Here is a 14,008-nt window from a genome sequence, read left to right as displayed (position 1 = left end):
CTCAAGCCTTGGAAGGCGGTGGCGCTTCGGCGGGGTGCTGCCCCACCACTACCGCTTTAGCCACCACCCGGATGTGCACCCGGTCGCCGGGCTGGAAGCTGCTGCCGGAGGCTTCGTGCACCAGGTACTCCCGGCCCGCCAGCCGCACCCGGTAAGTGAGGTCGTGGCCCTTGAACTCCCGGGTGAGCACCTCGGCTTCGCCGCCCGCTTCCAGCCGCAGGTGCTCTGGGCGCAACGAGAGCATCACCGGCCCTACCGCCCCGCCGGCCAAGGGGACCTTGCCCAAGGCGGTGGTGGCCTCGAGGCCCCGGGCCTCCCCCGGCAGCAGGTTGGTGCGGCCCAAAAACTGCGCCACGAAAGGGGTAGAGGGGCGTTCGTAGACCTCCTCCGGGGTGCCGATCTGCTCGAGCTGGCCCCCCCGCATCACCGCCAGCCGGTCGGCGAAGGAGAGGGCTTCTTCTTGGTCATGGGTGACCAGCACCGAGGTGATCCCGCTTTGCTTGAGCAGATGCCGCACCTCATCGCGGGTGGCCTGGCGCAGCCCGGCATCCAGGCTGGAGAAGGGCTCGTCGAGGAGCACCACCTTGGGCCCCGGCGCGATGGCCCGGGCCAGGGCGACCCGCTGCTGCTGCCCGCCGGAAAGCTCGCTGGGCTTGCGGTCTTTGAAGACGGTCATCCCCACCAGCTGCAAGACCTCGAGGGCCCGCGCTCGCCGCTGCCGTGGAGGCAGGCCGCGCAGGCCGAAGGCCACGTTGTGCAGCACGGTGAGGTGGGGGAAGAGGGCGTAGTCTTGGAAGACGAAGCCGATGCCGCGCCGCTCGGGCGGAAGGCGGGTGATGGCCTGGTCGTCCAGGTAGACGGCTCCGGCGTCGGGGTGCTCGAACCCGGCGATGAGGCGCAGGGTGGTGGTTTTGCCGCAGCCGGAGGGCCCCAACAGGGCGAAGACCTCTCCCCGCTCGAGGCTGAAGCTCACCCCCTGCACCACCGGGGGCAGATCCGGGTGAAAGCGTTTGGTGAGGTTCTCTACCCGCAGGCTCACGTTTTTCTCTCCTGGGCGAGCAGCAGCCCCACGAACAGCGCCGAGAACAAGGCGATCAACAGGGCATAAGGGGCGGCTTCGGCGAACATCGCCTCCGAAGTGTACCCCCAGATGCGCGTGGCTAGGGTGTCAAAACCCACCGGGGCCAGAAGGAAGGTGAGGGGAAGCTCCTTGAGGCTCGAGAGAAACACCAAGGCCATGCTGGCCAGCACCCCCCGCTGGAGGAGGGGCAGGCTGGCTTTCACAAAGGCCCCCACAGGGCTATAGCCCAGGCTGCGGGCGGCTTCTTCGAGCCTCGGGCTGGCCTGGTAGAGGGCGCTGCGGATCGGTCCGATGGCCTCGGCCAGAAAGTGCAAGGAGTAAGCCAGCACCAGCAAAGCCAAGGTCTGATAGAGAAAGGGAACCGCCCGTAGGCTGAAGAAGATCAGGGCCAGGGCAAACGCCAGCGGCGGCACCGTGTAGCCCAGGTAGGCGGTGCGCTCGAGGGCCCGCGAGAAGGCCGAAGGAAAACGCACCCCCAGATAGGCCAGCGGCAGGGCCAACAGGGCGGCTAGGATGGCCGCCGGAGCCGAAGCCTGGGCCGAGTGCAAGAAGCTTTGCACGATCCCCTCCAGACCCCGGTTGTAGTCGCCGGGCCAGCGGAACACCCAGTACGCGATGGCCGCACCCGGCACCCCCAACGCTGCCCCCAGCGTGAGGGCCACCAGGCCCAAAGCGGGCCAGCGCCACCCCCCGAGCGCTACGGCGCGTTGTCTCCGGGCACTCCCCAACCCGACCCGGCTCAAGGAAAGCCCCCGCAGCGACCGGGCTTCGGCCAGGAGAAAGCCGGCGGTGAGCACCAACAGCATCAGCGAGAGCCAGGCCGCGTAGATGCGGTCGAAGGAGGCCGAGTACTGCAAATAGATCGCGTAGCTGAAGGTTTCGAAGCGCATCAGGCTGACCACCCCGAAATCGCCCAGCACGTGCAGCCCCACCAAGAGCCAACCGGCGTACAGGGCGGGCCTTAGCTGGGGGAGCACGACCTTGAAAAAGACCTCGAGGCCGCGATATCCCAGGCTGCGGGCGGCCTCCTCGAGGCTGGGGTCGAGCCCCAGCAACGCCGAGCGCAGGTTCAAGAACAAGTAGGGGTAGGTGAAGAGCACCAGCACCCCCAAGGCCCCCCAGTACCCCGAGGGCCGCGGCCAGGGGATACCCGTGAGGGCGTGGATGAGCCCGCCCGGCCCGCTGGCGCCCAACAGGGCAAAGGCCCCCACGTAGCCGGGGATCGCCAGCGGCAGGGTGAGCAACAGGGCCAAAAGCCGCTGGCCGCGCAGGTCGCTGCGCGCGGTGAGCCAGGCCAGCGGCAGCGCCAGCAGGGTAGTCCCCGCCATGACCCCCAGGGTGAGCCAGAGGGTGTTGCCCAGCAGGTGCAGGTTGCGCTCGCGGAGGACCAGTTGGGCCAGGGTCTGGGGGTCGGCCTCGAGGGCCCGCAGCAGCAAATACACCAGAGGCAGCAGGACTCCCGCCCCGGCCAGCACGGCCGGGACGAGAAAGTATGGGGGGATGGGCCGGGTTGCCTGTTTTCGCCCCATACGGCGTGCTTCTAGCATGGCCAAAGACTCCTTACTTCAAGAAGGCCAACAACTCGTGGAGGTCCCTTGGCGGCCCCCGTGCCAGAGGATGGCCTCCTCGAGCGTCCGCGCCCGCCCGTCGTGGAGAATAGGCTTCGTCGCCCCACAGCGGGGGCGGGCGCCCCTCCTGGCCGCTCGCCTCCCCGTCTGGCCGTCCGTCGGCCAGCCCCTTTCCCGTATCGTGCCACAGGAGGTCGCGGTAAGGGTGGGGTGTGGCAGCTGGAGCACCCCATCTGGGCAAATGGGGCCTGGCCTGGGGATCGCTCGGGTTGGGGCGATCTGGGCGGAGAACGCCGCCGCATCATGTCGTTGCGATAAGCGGCGGCAGCCTGCTCGAGCTGGGCATAGGCGCTGGCGCAAAAAGCGGAAACCGCCAAGAGCGATGTTCGCATACCAAAACCTTGGGTATGGCCGCCCGGAGAGTCTTCCGGATCTCAGAGCAGCCCCACCTCGCGCAACAGCTTGAGGGTGCCTTCCAGGTCGGTGAGCTTGGCGAAATCGATCTTCGGGCTCAGCTGGATGGCCTTAGCGAAGGGCAGCATGGTCCTGGGCAGGGCAATCCCGGCGATCACCGGGTACTCCCGTACCTCGTTGACGAAGTAGGGTTGGGCTTTGCTCGAGAGCAGGTAGTTGAGGAAGCGGGTGGCATCGGCTCGGTTTTTGCTGGTGGCGAGGATGCCGGCGCCGGTAACCAGGGCCAGCCCGCCCACGTCGCCAGGGGCGAAGTAGTAGGTGGCTACCCCGGCCTTGGCCTCGCGTGCGGCCAGCTCCTTCTTCGCTTCTTCCTCGCTCTCTCCCTTGCCCTCATACTCGCCCTCACCCACCCCGGCCAGGATGCGCTGGATGTAGTAGTGGTTGGTGAGCGCCACGTCGATCTCCCCGGCCTGCATGGCCTCGAGCATGGGCGGGTTGGAGGGGTAGGCCTTGGCCCCGGCGGCGATCATGGCCTGGAGCCAGGCCTTGGTGGCGGCCTCGCCCTTCACCGCCCGCATGGCCGTGATGAAGTCCTGGAAGCTCGAGTAGGTGGGGGTCCAGCCGATGCGCCCTTTGAACTTGGCCACCTTGGGCAGGTCCATCACCGAGGCCGGGAAGTCCGAGTCCTTGACCTTGGCGGGGTTATAGGCCGCCACCCGGAAGCGCACCGAAACCGGAACCCAGCGCCCATGGGAGGGTACGAACTCCTGCGGCTGACGGGTCAGGCTGGCCGGGAGCTGGACCAGCAGGTTGCGCTTGACCGCCTCCTCGAGGGCCCCCGAGGTGTTGGCCCAGAACACGTCGGCGGGGCTGCGGCTGCCCTCCTCTTGCAAGGCTGCCAGGATCTCCGCGTCGCGTCCGTAGCGCACGTTGACCTTGATCCCGGTGTCCTTTTGGAACTGCTGCACCAGCTTGTCTACCAGGGCTTGGCTGCGCCCGGTGTAGAGGGTGAGGCTCTGCTGGGCCTGGGCGACCCCCAGGGCCAGCGCCACGGTAAGAAGCGCGGAAACGGCTTTTTTCATAAGTTTCCTCCGCGCGCCTCGAGGCGCGCAGGAAAAGTGTAAAGACCTAGGGGATCAATGTCAAGTATTCCAGTCGGATTTTATAAGTTTATAATAGGAACTATTCCTACAAAATGATCTTTGCCTGGTTCCACGTGTCGCCGGAGGCTAGACTATAGGACGTGATTCGCCCCTCTCCTCAACTCGTGCGCGCGGCTGGACAGATCCTTACCGTTTCCTATCCGGTGCTGGCCCTCTCCGCCGGGGCCAGGGCCATCTACCAGCTCTTCTTCAAGCCTGGGGTAAGCGATTACCTTCCGCCCAGCTTGTCCGCCGTCGCGGCGCTGGCCTACCTGTTGGCCACGCTGGGCTTTATCGTGCGCCGGCCCTGGGCCTGGTACATGGCGGTGGGGCTGCTGGGGTTCGAGACCCTGGGGGTGCTGATCGTGGGGACCTGGAGCGTGATCGAGCCGGCCTTCATCGGGCGGACGGTGTGGCACCTGTACGGGGTGGACTATGGCTTTTTGCCGCTGATCCAGCCGGTGCTGGGGCTGATTTGGCTGTTCTACCCGGAGAACCGGGCGCTGTACTGGCGGCCGGCGCAGAATGCGCAGCGCTCGAGGTGAAGCGCAAAACGCCGAAAGGTCGCACGTCCCATGCCGATGGGGGCTGTTGGGGGGCGCTCGAGCGACCGCAAACCCTGCGCCTACTTCCCCAACACCGCGCGAACCCAAGGCGCCACGTCGGTCAGGCTCGACATGGGCGGGAGCGTAGCGGCCAGGGGGCCGACCACGATCAGGGGGACCGGGTTGCGGGTGTGCTGGGGGTGCCAGGGTTCTTCCGCGTTGCCGTGGTCGGAGGTCAGCAGAAGCGTGGCGGAGGGGTTGGCCTCGAGCCAGCCCCGCAAAAACCGGTCCAGCTCGAGGAGGCGCTCGGGCAACAGGTGGGGCTCGCGGTGGGCGAAGTAGTCTAGCGCCCAGTACTCGAGCACCACCCAGTCGTGTCGCTCGGCCAGCTGGGCCAGCCGCTCCCCGGCTTTCTCCGGCTCGTCCCAGAAGGCGGGGGCGATGGCCAGGGGGTCTTCGAGCGAGCGCAGCTCAAGCCCCGCCGAGCGGGCCGCGTAGGCGAAGGCCGAGAGCAGGTTGCGCCGCGAGGTCTGGACCCGCTCCAGGTACTCCTGGCGGTAGCCGTTGGCGTGGAGGACCTCGAGGCCCCTGGCCTGGCTCCACACCTGCAAGCTCTCTTCGCGCAGCAGATCTTGTAAGCGGCGTAAAGGGTGTGGGCCTTGGTGGTAGCCCAGCCACCGGGCGGCGTTGGTGCCGGTGAGGAGCGTGGTCTGCCCGGTACCCGACTGGGGCAGTCCCTCGACCCCGAGCGTGGCGTCCAGCACCCGGTAAGCCCTGGTCGGGGCGGCAACAAAAGGCTGGCGCGAAAAGCCGCGGGTCAGCCATCGCAGGGTGGGCAGCTCGAGGGTCTGGAGCGGGCTGCGGGGGTCATCGCTCAGCCCCAGTCCGTCCACGAACAAAAAGGCCAGCACCTCCCCATTGTCTGGCGGGGGCTCGCCCATTTGCAAGCAGCCTCACAGCCGCCCCCGCTGCGGGGGGGGTATGGTGAGGGCCGAAGGGGGAAACGTATGCCTATACGCTCAGCCGAAGCCACCTGGCAGGGGACCCTCCGCGAGGGTAAGGGACGTCTGAAACTGGGCAGCGGGGCGTGGGAGGGGCCCTACACCTACCGGATGCGCTTCGAGGATGAACCCGGGACCAACCCCGAGGAGCTGATCGCGGCGGCCCACGCCGGTTGCTATGCCATGTTCCTCTCGGCGCTTCTGGCCAACAACCAGACCCCCGCCGAGCGGCTCGACTGCACGGCCAAGGTTCACCTGGGCGAAGGTCCTGCCATTACCAAGATCGAGCTCCACCTCGAGGGGAAAGTGCCCGGGCTGGATGAGGCCAAGTTTCGCCAGCTGGCCGAGCAGGCCAAAGCCGGATGCCCCATCTCCAAGGCGCTGGCCGCGGTGCCGGAGATCGTTTTGGAAGCCCGGCTGGTCTAAACCGGGAGCTTTTCTCAGGGCAAGCGCACGGTCTCCTTGACGGATGGGGGAGTATGCGCCGCCTCCGCTTCGGGCCTGCCCGGCGCCAAGGCTTCTGCCAAAAAGGCCCAAAACACCCCCAGGAACAGCCCCAGCGCGGCGGCGATCGCGGCGTAGAGCAGGGGTTTGGGCGAGGCCGGGCGCAGGGGCTCAGTCGGGGGGATTAGGATCTGGATCTGTATGGCCTGGCCGACCAGGGCGCGGATCTCCTGGGGGTTTTGGGCGAGCCGCGAGTAGGTCTCGATCCGGGCTTGGGCCTGGGCCAGCTGGGAGCGCAGGTTGGCTTCCTGCAGCTTGAGCGAGGCGTAGGCTGGGCTAGACGCGCGGGCCACCAAGGGGTTCACCCCTTGCGACTCCAGCGCTGCGGCCACCGCGGCGTCGGCGCCTGCGGTAGGGGAGGTGTTGGCCAGGGCTTTTTTGATCTCCTGGAGGCCGAGCTGGGCGCCCTCGGCGTCGATGCGCGCTTGGGCCAGCAAAGCGGCCAGGTTGCTGTTTACCGTCTGGGTCAGCCGGCCCTCCAGAAAATCGCGGGCGGTGGCGAGGAGCTTTTCGGCGGCGCGCTTGGCCTCCTCGGGGCTCGAGCCCTTGGCCGAGAGCTTCCAGACGCCGGTCTTATCGTCGAACTTGGCCTGGTAGCGCGAGGCGGGGTTGGCCACGCCGAGGGTTTGGGCCAGCTCCCGGGTCGCCAGCAGGTCTTGGAAAGAGCCCGCCAGCCCGCTCAGCGAGGGCAGGTTGGCCAGGATCTGGCCGGAGAGCTGTTGCTGGCTGGTTACCGAGAGGCTGAGGTTGACCTGGCTGCGGTAGGTTTTGGGGAGGATCGTGCTGATGGCGAAGGTGACCAGGGCAGCTCCCAGCGGGACGGCGAGGATAGTCCGGGCGTTGCGCTTGAGCACCAGGTACAGATCGCGCAGGGAGATTTCGTCTTGTCCTTGGGCGGTCTCGTTCACGGCCCTATCGTACACAAGATTCCTGAGGATGGGGTTGGGCTGAGCGTGTAGGCTTAGGGGGATGAGCTGCGACTTCGTTCTGGAGATCGAGGGCCGTCCCCCGTTGGTTCTAGGGGTGGACCCGCGGCCTGAGCTACACCCCGCCGAGCCAATCGCCGCGATTCGCTCCTATACCCTCGAGCTGATGGAGGCTTTGGCCGGGAGGATTGCCGCCGTCAAGTTCCAGGCCGCCTTCTTCGAGGCTTTGGGGCCAGAGGGGTTCGCCTTGCTGCACGAGCTGATCGCGGGGGCCCGGGTGATGGCGGTGCCGGTGATCGTGGACGCCAAGCGCGGCGACATCGGCTCCACCGCCGAAGCCTATGCCCGGGCCTACCTCGAGGCCTACCCCGGTTCGGCCCTCACCGTAAACCCCTACCTGGGGGAGGACGCTATGGAGCCTTTCTTCCGGGCCGCCGCGCGGTCGGGGGGGGCGGTGTTCGTCCTGGTCAAGACCTCGAACCCCGGCGCGGGGCTGTTCCAGGACCTCCTCGTAGGGGAAAAGAAGCTCTACCAGGCGGTCGCGGCGTGGCTCCACCGGCAGGCCGAGCGCTATCGGGTGGGCCAGTGGAGCCGGGTGGGGGCGGTGGTCGGGGCGACCTACCCCGAGCAGGTGAGCGAACTGCGCTCTGCGCTGCCCCACTCGCTTCTCCTGCTCCCCGGCCTGGGGGCCCAGGGGGGTACCCCCGTGAGCGGCGCGGGCCTACTGAACTCGGCCAGCCGGTCGCTTTACTACCCTGGGGGCAAGCCGGACATCCAGGCGGCGTGCTCCCAGGCCGATGCCTACCTGAAAGCGCTGGCGTGAGCCTTGGTTTTGCCGCGAGGCATCCTGCCGGGTAGCATAGGAGAGGTGGACGTTCTGCAGATGTACCGCGAGACCGGAGCCCTGCTCGAGGGCCACTTTCTCTTACGTTCAGGCCGCCACTCCCCCATGTTCTTGCAATCCACCACCCTCCTGCAGCACCCGCTGTATGCCGAGGCGGTGGGGGAGGGAATCGCCGGGCTATTCGAGGATCTGGAGGTGGATTTCGTGATCGGCCCGGCCATGGGCGGGGTGGTGTTGGCTTTCGTCACCGCCAAGTACCTGGGAGGTCGGGCCCTCTTTGCCGAGAAGGAACCCCAGGGTGGAATGTACGTGCGCGAGGGGCTCACCATCCATCCGGGCGAGAAGTTTTTGGCTGTCGAGGATGTGATCACCACCGGAGGTTCGCTAAAGCGGGCCATAGCGGCGGCTAGGGCCAGGGGGGCAGAGTGCGTCGCGGTAGGCGCGATTGTGGACCGGAGCGGGGGCCAAGCCGACTTCGGCGTGCCCTTGCGGGCCCTCACCGCCCTCGAGTTCCCCACATATGACGCGGCGGACTGTCCCTTGTGCCGGGCCGGGGTACCCTTGCAGGAAGTGTGAGTATGTCGAGAGCCAAAAGTCGAAAGGCGAACGTCGTACGGTTCACGCCCTATGCCCAAGGTTGCTCGAGCCCACTACGTAGGACGTTCGACGTAGGACGTTTGACCCTCTTCACCTGCTTAGCCGTCATGGCCGTGCTGATCTTGGGTACGTTCCCCGCCCTGGCCCAGGGGGCCGCCCTCGAGCAGGCCCGCCAGGCGGTGCGGGACTGGCAGGCCGGCAAATACAACACCGATCCGGCCCAGGCCATCGGCAAGCCGCTGGACGAACAGCTCAGGATCCTCGAGCGGGCCTTGGCCTTCTCCCCGGTACCGGGAGGGCTCGAGATCAACCTCGACCAACCCGAGCTTGCCCAAAACCCCGACGGCACCACGGTGGTCCGCTTCCCCGCCGCCGTGGGGGGGCAGGGGGGCAACGTACAGGTCTCGCTGCGGGGGGACCGGGTGGTTGGGATTGGCTGGGTCTCGGACGCCAGCCTGATCCCCGCTTGGACCTCGAGCCCGCTGGCCTGGTGGGCCTTCCTAGGGCTTTCCCTGCTGTGGCTGGCGCTACTGTTTTTGCCTGGCAGGCTGCGTGGCCTGTGGCAGGAGGGCTGGGCCTTGGTGCGGCAGTACGGCAGGCTCTATCTGGGCATCAACATAGGGCTGTATGGCCTTTTCGTGCTGGGCTCCTTCACCGCCTACGCCTCCCCCCAGGTGGCCATGCTGGTGCAAAAGTTGGTCGGGGGGGCTTTGCAACAGGTGGGCCTGGGCGGGCTGCTCACGGCGGGGCCGCTCGAGGTCGCCCTGATCATCTTTTTCTGGAACTTCACCCGGGGTCTTTTGCTCACCACGGCCCTTCCGGCGCTGGCTTTGGGTATCCCGGCGCTGCTGCTCAACGGCCTGCGCTATTTCTTCTTCGGCCTGGCCTTGTCCCCCGCGCTCTTTCCCGCGGGCCGTTATCTCTTCCACGTCCCCACCCTGCTCATCGAACTGCAGGCGTATATCCTGGTGACGTTTGGCGGAATGGTGCTGCTTTCCAAGGTGCTGCGGCGCGAGGGGTATGGGGCGGGCTTCCGGGCCCTGGCGCTCACCGTCTACCTGGGGGCTTTCTTCTTGGTAGTGGGGGCTTTCTACGAGTCGTATTCGCTGATTTACCTGATGCGCTGATAGGCCATGAAGATCGCTGTCCTTGGTGCGGGAGCCTGGGGTACCGCGCTGGCCGTTCTCGCCGCCAGCCGCGGGAACGAGGTTGCGCTGTGGGCCCGGCGGGCCGAGCAGGCCGAAGCCTTGGTGGCGATGCGGGAAAACCGCGATTACCTGCCGGGGGTAGTCCTGCCCCCGGCGATCCGGCCCACCGCCGATCCCCAGGAAGCCCTCTGGGAGGCCGAGCTTGCGGTGGTGGCCATCCCCTCCAAAGGCTTGCGCGCTACCCTGGCCGCGCTTCCCCTGGCCCCGGCTTATGTCTCCGCGGTCAAGAGCCTCGAGTACAGCGAAGGCGGCCTGTTGCGCATGACCCAGGTGATCCGCGAGATCACCGGAGTTTCGCGGGTGGCGGCCCTCTCCGGCCCTAACCACGCCGAGGAGGTGGGGCGTTTCCTGCCCGCCGCCGCCGTGGCCGCTGCGGCAGAGGAGGGGCTGGCGCGGCTGGTGCAGCAGGTCTTCGCCGGCCCCAGCTTCCGGGTCTATACCAGCGACGACCTGATCGGGGTGGAGCTGGGCGGGGCGCTCAAGAACGTGATCGCCCTGGCCGCCGGGATGTCGGACGGGTTGCGGCTGGGCGATAACGCCAGGGCTGCCCTGGTGACCCGCGGCTTGCGCGAGATCGTGAGGTTTGGCGTGGCCCAGGGGGCCGAGGCCGAGACCTTCTACGGGCTTTCCGGGCTGGGCGACCTGGTGGCCACGGCCACCAGCCCCCACTCGAGGAACCGCGGGGCGGGCGAGAGGATCGTCCAAGGGGTCAGCTTGGCCGACCTCGAGGCCCAGAAGCAAGCCGTGGAGGGCATCTACACGGTCAAGGCGCTGCATGCCTGGGGCAAGCAAACCGAGGCCGAACTGCCCATCACCGAGTCGGTGTATCAGGTCATCTACGAGGGGGCGGACCCCCGGCAGGAGCTATCCGAGTTGATGGGAAGAGAGGCCAAGCCGGAGTAGAACTCGCTAGTTTCGATTCGAAACCTCGAGACCTTTCTATTTGAGGGTCAATCTTTGGCTTTTCAACGATATCTGAGTATTTACTTGAGAAAAGCCTAAGTTGACATTTTGATTTCGAATAAATATAATATCGAAACAACAACGAAACATCAAACCTCTTTGATGCGTTGTCGTCACCAGTGCGCTTTTGAGGAGGTGGACATGCAGTATAGGGCGAAAGTATTGGGGCTATTAGCTATTCTAGGACTTTTGGGTCTGAGTTTAATGCTGGGACAAGGCCAGGGGGCTAAGCCTGCCAAGCTGGTGATCGCTGCGGTGGCGGGGGACGAGGATTTGGGTCTAAAGGCGGTGGCTCCGATGTACGAGAAGGAGACCGGGATCAAGCTCGAGATCGTCGAAAGCCCCTATCCGCAACTCTACGAAAAGCTGGTGACGACGTTCCAGGCTGGGGGTCAGACCATCGACATGGCTATGATCGACGATCCTTGGATGCCTAAGTTCGGCACCGAAGGTTGGCTCGAGCCGCTCGATGCGCTGGGCTTCACCCGTGATCCGGACATCCCTTCAGTGGTCTACGACGTGGGCACCTGGCCTCCTCCCAAAGGGCCGGTTCCCCCTTCAGAGAGGAACAAGCAAAGGCGCCTTTACGGCATGACCATCGTGGGCAACGTGGAGCTGTTCACCTACCGCAAGGACAACTCCGCTGCCCCCCGCACCTGGACGGACGTGCTCAACACCGCCAGGCGGCTCAACAAGCCGGGCTACGCCGGCTACGTGATCCGCGGCGCGGCCACCAACCCCATCGTGGCCGACTGGCTGCCCATCTTGTGGTCTTTCGGCGGGGATGTTTTCGACAACAACTGGAAGTGCACCCTGACCTCGGCCAACGCCGTGCGGGCCGCCAACTTCCTGGTCAAGGACCTAAAGGCCGTGGCCCAGAGCGGACCGGAGAACACCGACGCTGCCGACCGCTCGCGCTTGTTGATGACCGGCCAGGGCCATCAGTCGACCATCTGGCCCGGCGAGGTCACGGGCTTTACCGAAAACCCCAAAGTCTCCAAGACCATCGGCAAGTTGGCCTACATCAAAATGCCCGGGGGCCCCAACGGGCAGCCGGGCCGGGGCATGATGGGCAACTGGCTTTTGGTCATCCCCAAGGGCTCGCCCAACGCCAAGGCCTCCGCCGACTTCATCAAGTGGCTGATTTCGCCCAGCACCCAGAAGGCCTATGTCGATGCCGGGGGCATCCCCTCGCGCCTGAGCATCCTCAAAGACCCGGCAATGAGCCAGAAGCATGCCTACTTCGCCGCCCTAGCCGACTCGCTGGCCTCCGGGCCCAACTGGCGGCCCCGCACCGACCAGTGGAACGCGGTGGAGACCTCCATTGGCACCAACCTCAACGCCGCCCTGGCCGGGCAGCAGACCGCCGAGCAGGCCATGCAGAAAGCTTGTAGCGAGATCGACGCCATCATGAAGAAGGCCGGGTACTGAGGCGATGGCCAACCTCGGTGACTCAATGCATCCCGCGCTCCCCCGCAAAGGGGGGCGCGGGGGCCTCAGCCGCCAGGAGCGCCTAGCGTACTGGATGCTCTTCCCGGTGCTGGGGGTGATTTTCTGCGTCGTCACCTATCCCTTCGCGGTGGCCTTGGTGCAGTCGGTCACGGCTACCCGTGGGGGGAAGTTCGTGGGCCTTTTGAACTACCAGAGCAGCCTCGAGAACCCCCTGCTGTACGCCTCTCTCAAGCAGACGGCCATCTACGCGGCAATCGTGCTGCCCTTAGAGATCGTGCTGGGCTTGTTGCTGGCGCTGCTGGTGCACCGCACGGTGCGCTCGAGCTGGCTCAAGCTGGTGCTGTACCTGCTGGCGATCACCCCCATCGTCATCCCGCCGGTGGCGGTGGGGGTGATCTTCCGCCTGATCTATGCCCCCAACTACGGGGTGCTGAACCACCTGCTGATCATGGCGGGCTGGATTCACCAGGAGATCAACTGGCTGGGCCAGCCCTACACGGCCATGCTCGCCGTGGCCAGCGTGGACATCTGGCAGTGGACGCCCTTCGTGTACCTGGTGCTCTTCGCCGGGCTCCAGACGGTGCCCAGGGAGTCGGTGGAGGCCGCCCAGGTGGACGGCGCTACCTCCTGGAGCCAGTTCTGGCACATCGAGCTGCCCTACCTGAGGCCCCTACTACTGCTGATCCTCTTCTTCCGCCTGGCCGACGTGCTGCGGGTCTTCGACCACGTCTTCATCCTCACCGGCGGGGGGCCGGGGACCACTACCCAGTTGCTGTCGCTGTACCTCTACCGCATCGCCTTCAAGTTCTTCGACACCGGCGAGGCGGCGGCCCTAGCGGTGATGGTGATGGTGGGGATCAGCCTGCTATACTCGTTCATCACGCGACTGTTGCCGCTGGAGAGGGACTGATGCGCGGGCGTGCTTTGCTCTGGCGGGTGGTTGCCCTACCGGTTCTGGTAGCCTTCGGGCTGGTCTACCTCTTCCCGCTGTACTGGCTGGTCGCCACCTCGCTCAAGGGGCAGGGCGAGCTGCTGGGCCACATCGTGCCCACGCTGGTGCCCCAGGCCCCCACCCTCGAGGCCTTCCACACCGTGCTGGTGGAAAAGGGTAATTGGAAGCTCCTGCGCAACAGCGTGCTGGTTTGCGGGGCCACGGTCCTGACCACGCTCACCCTGGGCCTGTTGATCACCTACCCTATCACCCGTCTGCCGGTCTCGAGGAGGCTGCGGGTGGGGGTGCTGAACTGGGCCTTGAGCCTGCGCTTTTTGCCGCCGGTGGCGGTGGTGGTGCCCTATTTCGGGGTGGTGCGCACCCTCCAGCTCTACGACAACCCTTTGGCCCTGGTGTTCATCTACACCCTTTTCAACCTGCCCTTCTCCATCTGGATGCTCAAGAGCTTCCTGGCCGAAGTGCCCTTAGAGCTCGAGGAGGCCGCCTTCGTCGACGGTGCGACCCGGCCCGTCTCGTTCTTCCGGGTGGTGCTGCCGCTGATTGCCCCTGGGCTGCTTGCGGCGGGCATCATCATCTTCGCTTTCGCCTGGAGCGAGTTTTTGTTTGCCCTGATCCTGACTCAGACCCCCAGGGCCCAGACCTTCCCGGTGGGCGTGCAGGCCTTCGTTACCCAGTTCAACCTGATCTGGAACGAGATGGCCGCAGCCGGGCTGATCGCCCTGCTGGTTCCCCTGATCCTGATGATCCTGGCCCGGCGCTACGTGTTGGCGGGGCTCACCTTCGGGGTGATCCGCGAGAAATAAGGCTTTGG

General features: G+C 66.1%; 15 protein-coding genes and 1 pseudogene. 9 read left to right on the top strand and 7 right to left on the bottom strand.

The genetic code is table 11. From position 1 onward, the window contains the following. Position 1 precedes the first annotated feature (1 nt). The 5 genes and pseudogenes from DNA98_RS11335 to DNA98_RS11320 form a co-directional block, all read right to left on the bottom strand. Positions 2–1,039 (bottom strand): ABC transporter ATP-binding protein, encoded by a 1,038-nt coding sequence (locus DNA98_RS11335; RefSeq protein WP_110530753.1) that lies wholly within the window; start codon positions 1,037–1,039, stop codon positions 2–4. Then, positions 1,036–2,628, bottom strand: a complete 1,593-nt coding sequence (locus DNA98_RS11330; protein WP_110530751.1) for an iron ABC transporter permease — start codon at positions 2,626–2,628, stop codon at positions 1,036–1,038. The genes DNA98_RS11335 and DNA98_RS11330 overlap by 4 nt, the downstream gene beginning before the upstream one ends. Before the next feature lie 18 nt (positions 2,629–2,646). After that, complete coding sequence (locus DNA98_RS18530) at positions 2,647–2,739, bottom strand: di-heme oxidoredictase family protein (protein WP_370444447.1); 93 nt, start codon at positions 2,737–2,739, stop codon at positions 2,647–2,649. 61 nt (positions 2,740–2,800) lie between these two features. Continuing rightward, positions 2,801–2,890, bottom strand: a pseudogene (locus DNA98_RS18525) (hypothetical protein); the annotation flags it as partial. 193 nt (positions 2,891–3,083) lie between these two features. Further along, positions 3,084–4,145, bottom strand: a complete 1,062-nt coding sequence (locus tag DNA98_RS11320) for an iron ABC transporter substrate-binding protein (protein WP_110530749.1) — start codon at positions 4,143–4,145, stop codon at positions 3,084–3,086. 161 nt (positions 4,146–4,306) lie between these two features. On the opposite strand from DNA98_RS11320, the gene DNA98_RS11315 reads away from it, so the two are divergent. After that, positions 4,307–4,750, top strand: coding sequence for a hypothetical protein (locus tag DNA98_RS11315; protein WP_110530747.1), 444 nt, complete (start codon positions 4,307–4,309; stop codon positions 4,748–4,750). Positions 4,751–4,830: 80 nt separating this feature from the next. Here DNA98_RS11315 and DNA98_RS11310 read toward each other — a convergent pair whose 3' ends face one another. Next, the gene (locus tag DNA98_RS11310) at positions 4,831–5,658 is read right to left on the bottom strand and encodes a metalloenzyme (protein WP_370444446.1); all 828 of its coding nucleotides are present in this window, start codon (positions 5,656–5,658) and stop codon (positions 4,831–4,833) included. 99 nt (positions 5,659–5,757) lie between these two features. On the opposite strand from DNA98_RS11310, the gene DNA98_RS11305 reads away from it, so the two are divergent. Then, entirely contained in the window at positions 5,758–6,177 is a 420-nt protein-coding gene (locus DNA98_RS11305) for an OsmC family protein (RefSeq protein ID WP_110530745.1), read from the top strand. A gap of 14 nt (positions 6,178–6,191) precedes the next feature. On the opposite strand, the gene DNA98_RS11300 is transcribed toward DNA98_RS11305, so the two are convergent. Then, positions 6,192–7,163 carry a Wzz/FepE/Etk N-terminal domain-containing protein gene (locus DNA98_RS11300; protein WP_110530743.1) on the bottom strand — a complete coding sequence of 324 codons (972 nt, stop codon included), beginning with the start codon at positions 7,161–7,163 and terminating at the stop codon, positions 6,192–6,194. Between the two features lie 61 nt (positions 7,164–7,224). Between DNA98_RS11300 and pyrF the strand changes: the two genes are divergently transcribed. The 7 genes from pyrF to DNA98_RS11265 all read left to right on the top strand — a co-directional run bounded on the left by pyrF (position 7,225) and on the right by DNA98_RS11265 (position 14,000). After that, a complete protein-coding gene (pyrF, locus tag DNA98_RS11295; protein WP_110530741.1) occupies positions 7,225–8,004 on the top strand; it encodes an orotidine-5'-phosphate decarboxylase in 780 nt (259 codons plus the stop codon). A gap of 45 nt (positions 8,005–8,049) precedes the next feature. Further along, positions 8,050–8,601 carry an orotate phosphoribosyltransferase gene (pyrE, locus tag DNA98_RS11290; protein ID WP_110530739.1) on the top strand — a complete coding sequence of 184 codons (552 nt, stop codon included), beginning with the start codon at positions 8,050–8,052 and terminating at the stop codon, positions 8,599–8,601. Between the two features lie 101 nt (positions 8,602–8,702). Then, positions 8,703–9,749, top strand: a complete 1,047-nt coding sequence (locus tag DNA98_RS11285; protein ID WP_233493188.1) for a stage II sporulation protein M — start codon at positions 8,703–8,705, stop codon at positions 9,747–9,749. Positions 9,750–9,755: 6 nt separating this feature from the next. After that, the gene (locus tag DNA98_RS11280) at positions 9,756–10,733 is read left to right on the top strand and encodes an NAD(P)H-dependent glycerol-3-phosphate dehydrogenase (protein ID WP_110530737.1); all 978 of its coding nucleotides are present in this window, start codon (positions 9,756–9,758) and stop codon (positions 10,731–10,733) included. A 249-nt stretch (positions 10,734–10,982) separates the two neighbouring features. Then, the gene (locus DNA98_RS11275; protein ID WP_158531640.1) at positions 10,983–12,224 is read left to right on the top strand and encodes an extracellular solute-binding protein; all 1,242 of its coding nucleotides are present in this window, start codon (positions 10,983–10,985) and stop codon (positions 12,222–12,224) included. Between the two features lie 4 nt (positions 12,225–12,228). Then, positions 12,229–13,155, top strand: a complete 927-nt coding sequence (locus DNA98_RS11270; RefSeq protein WP_110530734.1) for a carbohydrate ABC transporter permease — start codon at positions 12,229–12,231, stop codon at positions 13,153–13,155. After that, a complete protein-coding gene (locus DNA98_RS11265; protein ID WP_110530732.1) occupies positions 13,155–14,000 on the top strand; it encodes a carbohydrate ABC transporter permease in 846 nt (281 codons plus the stop codon). Before DNA98_RS11270 ends, DNA98_RS11265 begins: the two co-directional genes overlap by 1 nt. Positions 14,001–14,008: the final 8 nt, after the last annotated feature.

Origin of the sequence: Meiothermus sp. Pnk-1 (assembly GCF_003226535.1) — a bacterium.
In the GTDB taxonomy this organism is placed as follows: domain Bacteria; phylum Deinococcota; class Deinococci; order Deinococcales; family Thermaceae; genus Allomeiothermus.
This window is presented reverse-complemented; position numbering and strand designations above follow the sequence as displayed.

Bases quoted from the DNA above. Each gene is read 5' to 3' on its own strand.
- DNA98_RS11330 (WP_110530751.1), bottom strand. From the start codon at position 2,628: ATGCTAGAAGCACGCCGTATGGGGCGAAAACAGGCAACCCGGCCCATC.
- DNA98_RS11320 (WP_110530749.1), bottom strand. From the start codon at position 4,145: ATGAAAAAAGCCGTTTCCGCGCTTCTTACCGTGGCGCTGGCCCTGGGG.
- DNA98_RS11305 (WP_110530745.1), top strand. From the start codon at position 5,758: ATGCCTATACGCTCAGCCGAAGCCACCTGGCAGGGGACCCTCCGCGAG.
- pyrF (WP_110530741.1), top strand. From the start codon at position 7,225: ATGAGCTGCGACTTCGTTCTGGAGATCGAGGGCCGTCCCCCGTTGGTT.
- DNA98_RS11280 (WP_110530737.1), top strand. From the start codon at position 9,756: ATGAAGATCGCTGTCCTTGGTGCGGGAGCCTGGGGTACCGCGCTGGCC.
- DNA98_RS11270 (WP_110530734.1), top strand. From the start codon at position 12,229: ATGGCCAACCTCGGTGACTCAATGCATCCCGCGCTCCCCCGCAAAGGG.
- DNA98_RS11265 (WP_110530732.1), top strand. From the start codon at position 13,155: ATGCGCGGGCGTGCTTTGCTCTGGCGGGTGGTTGCCCTACCGGTTCTG.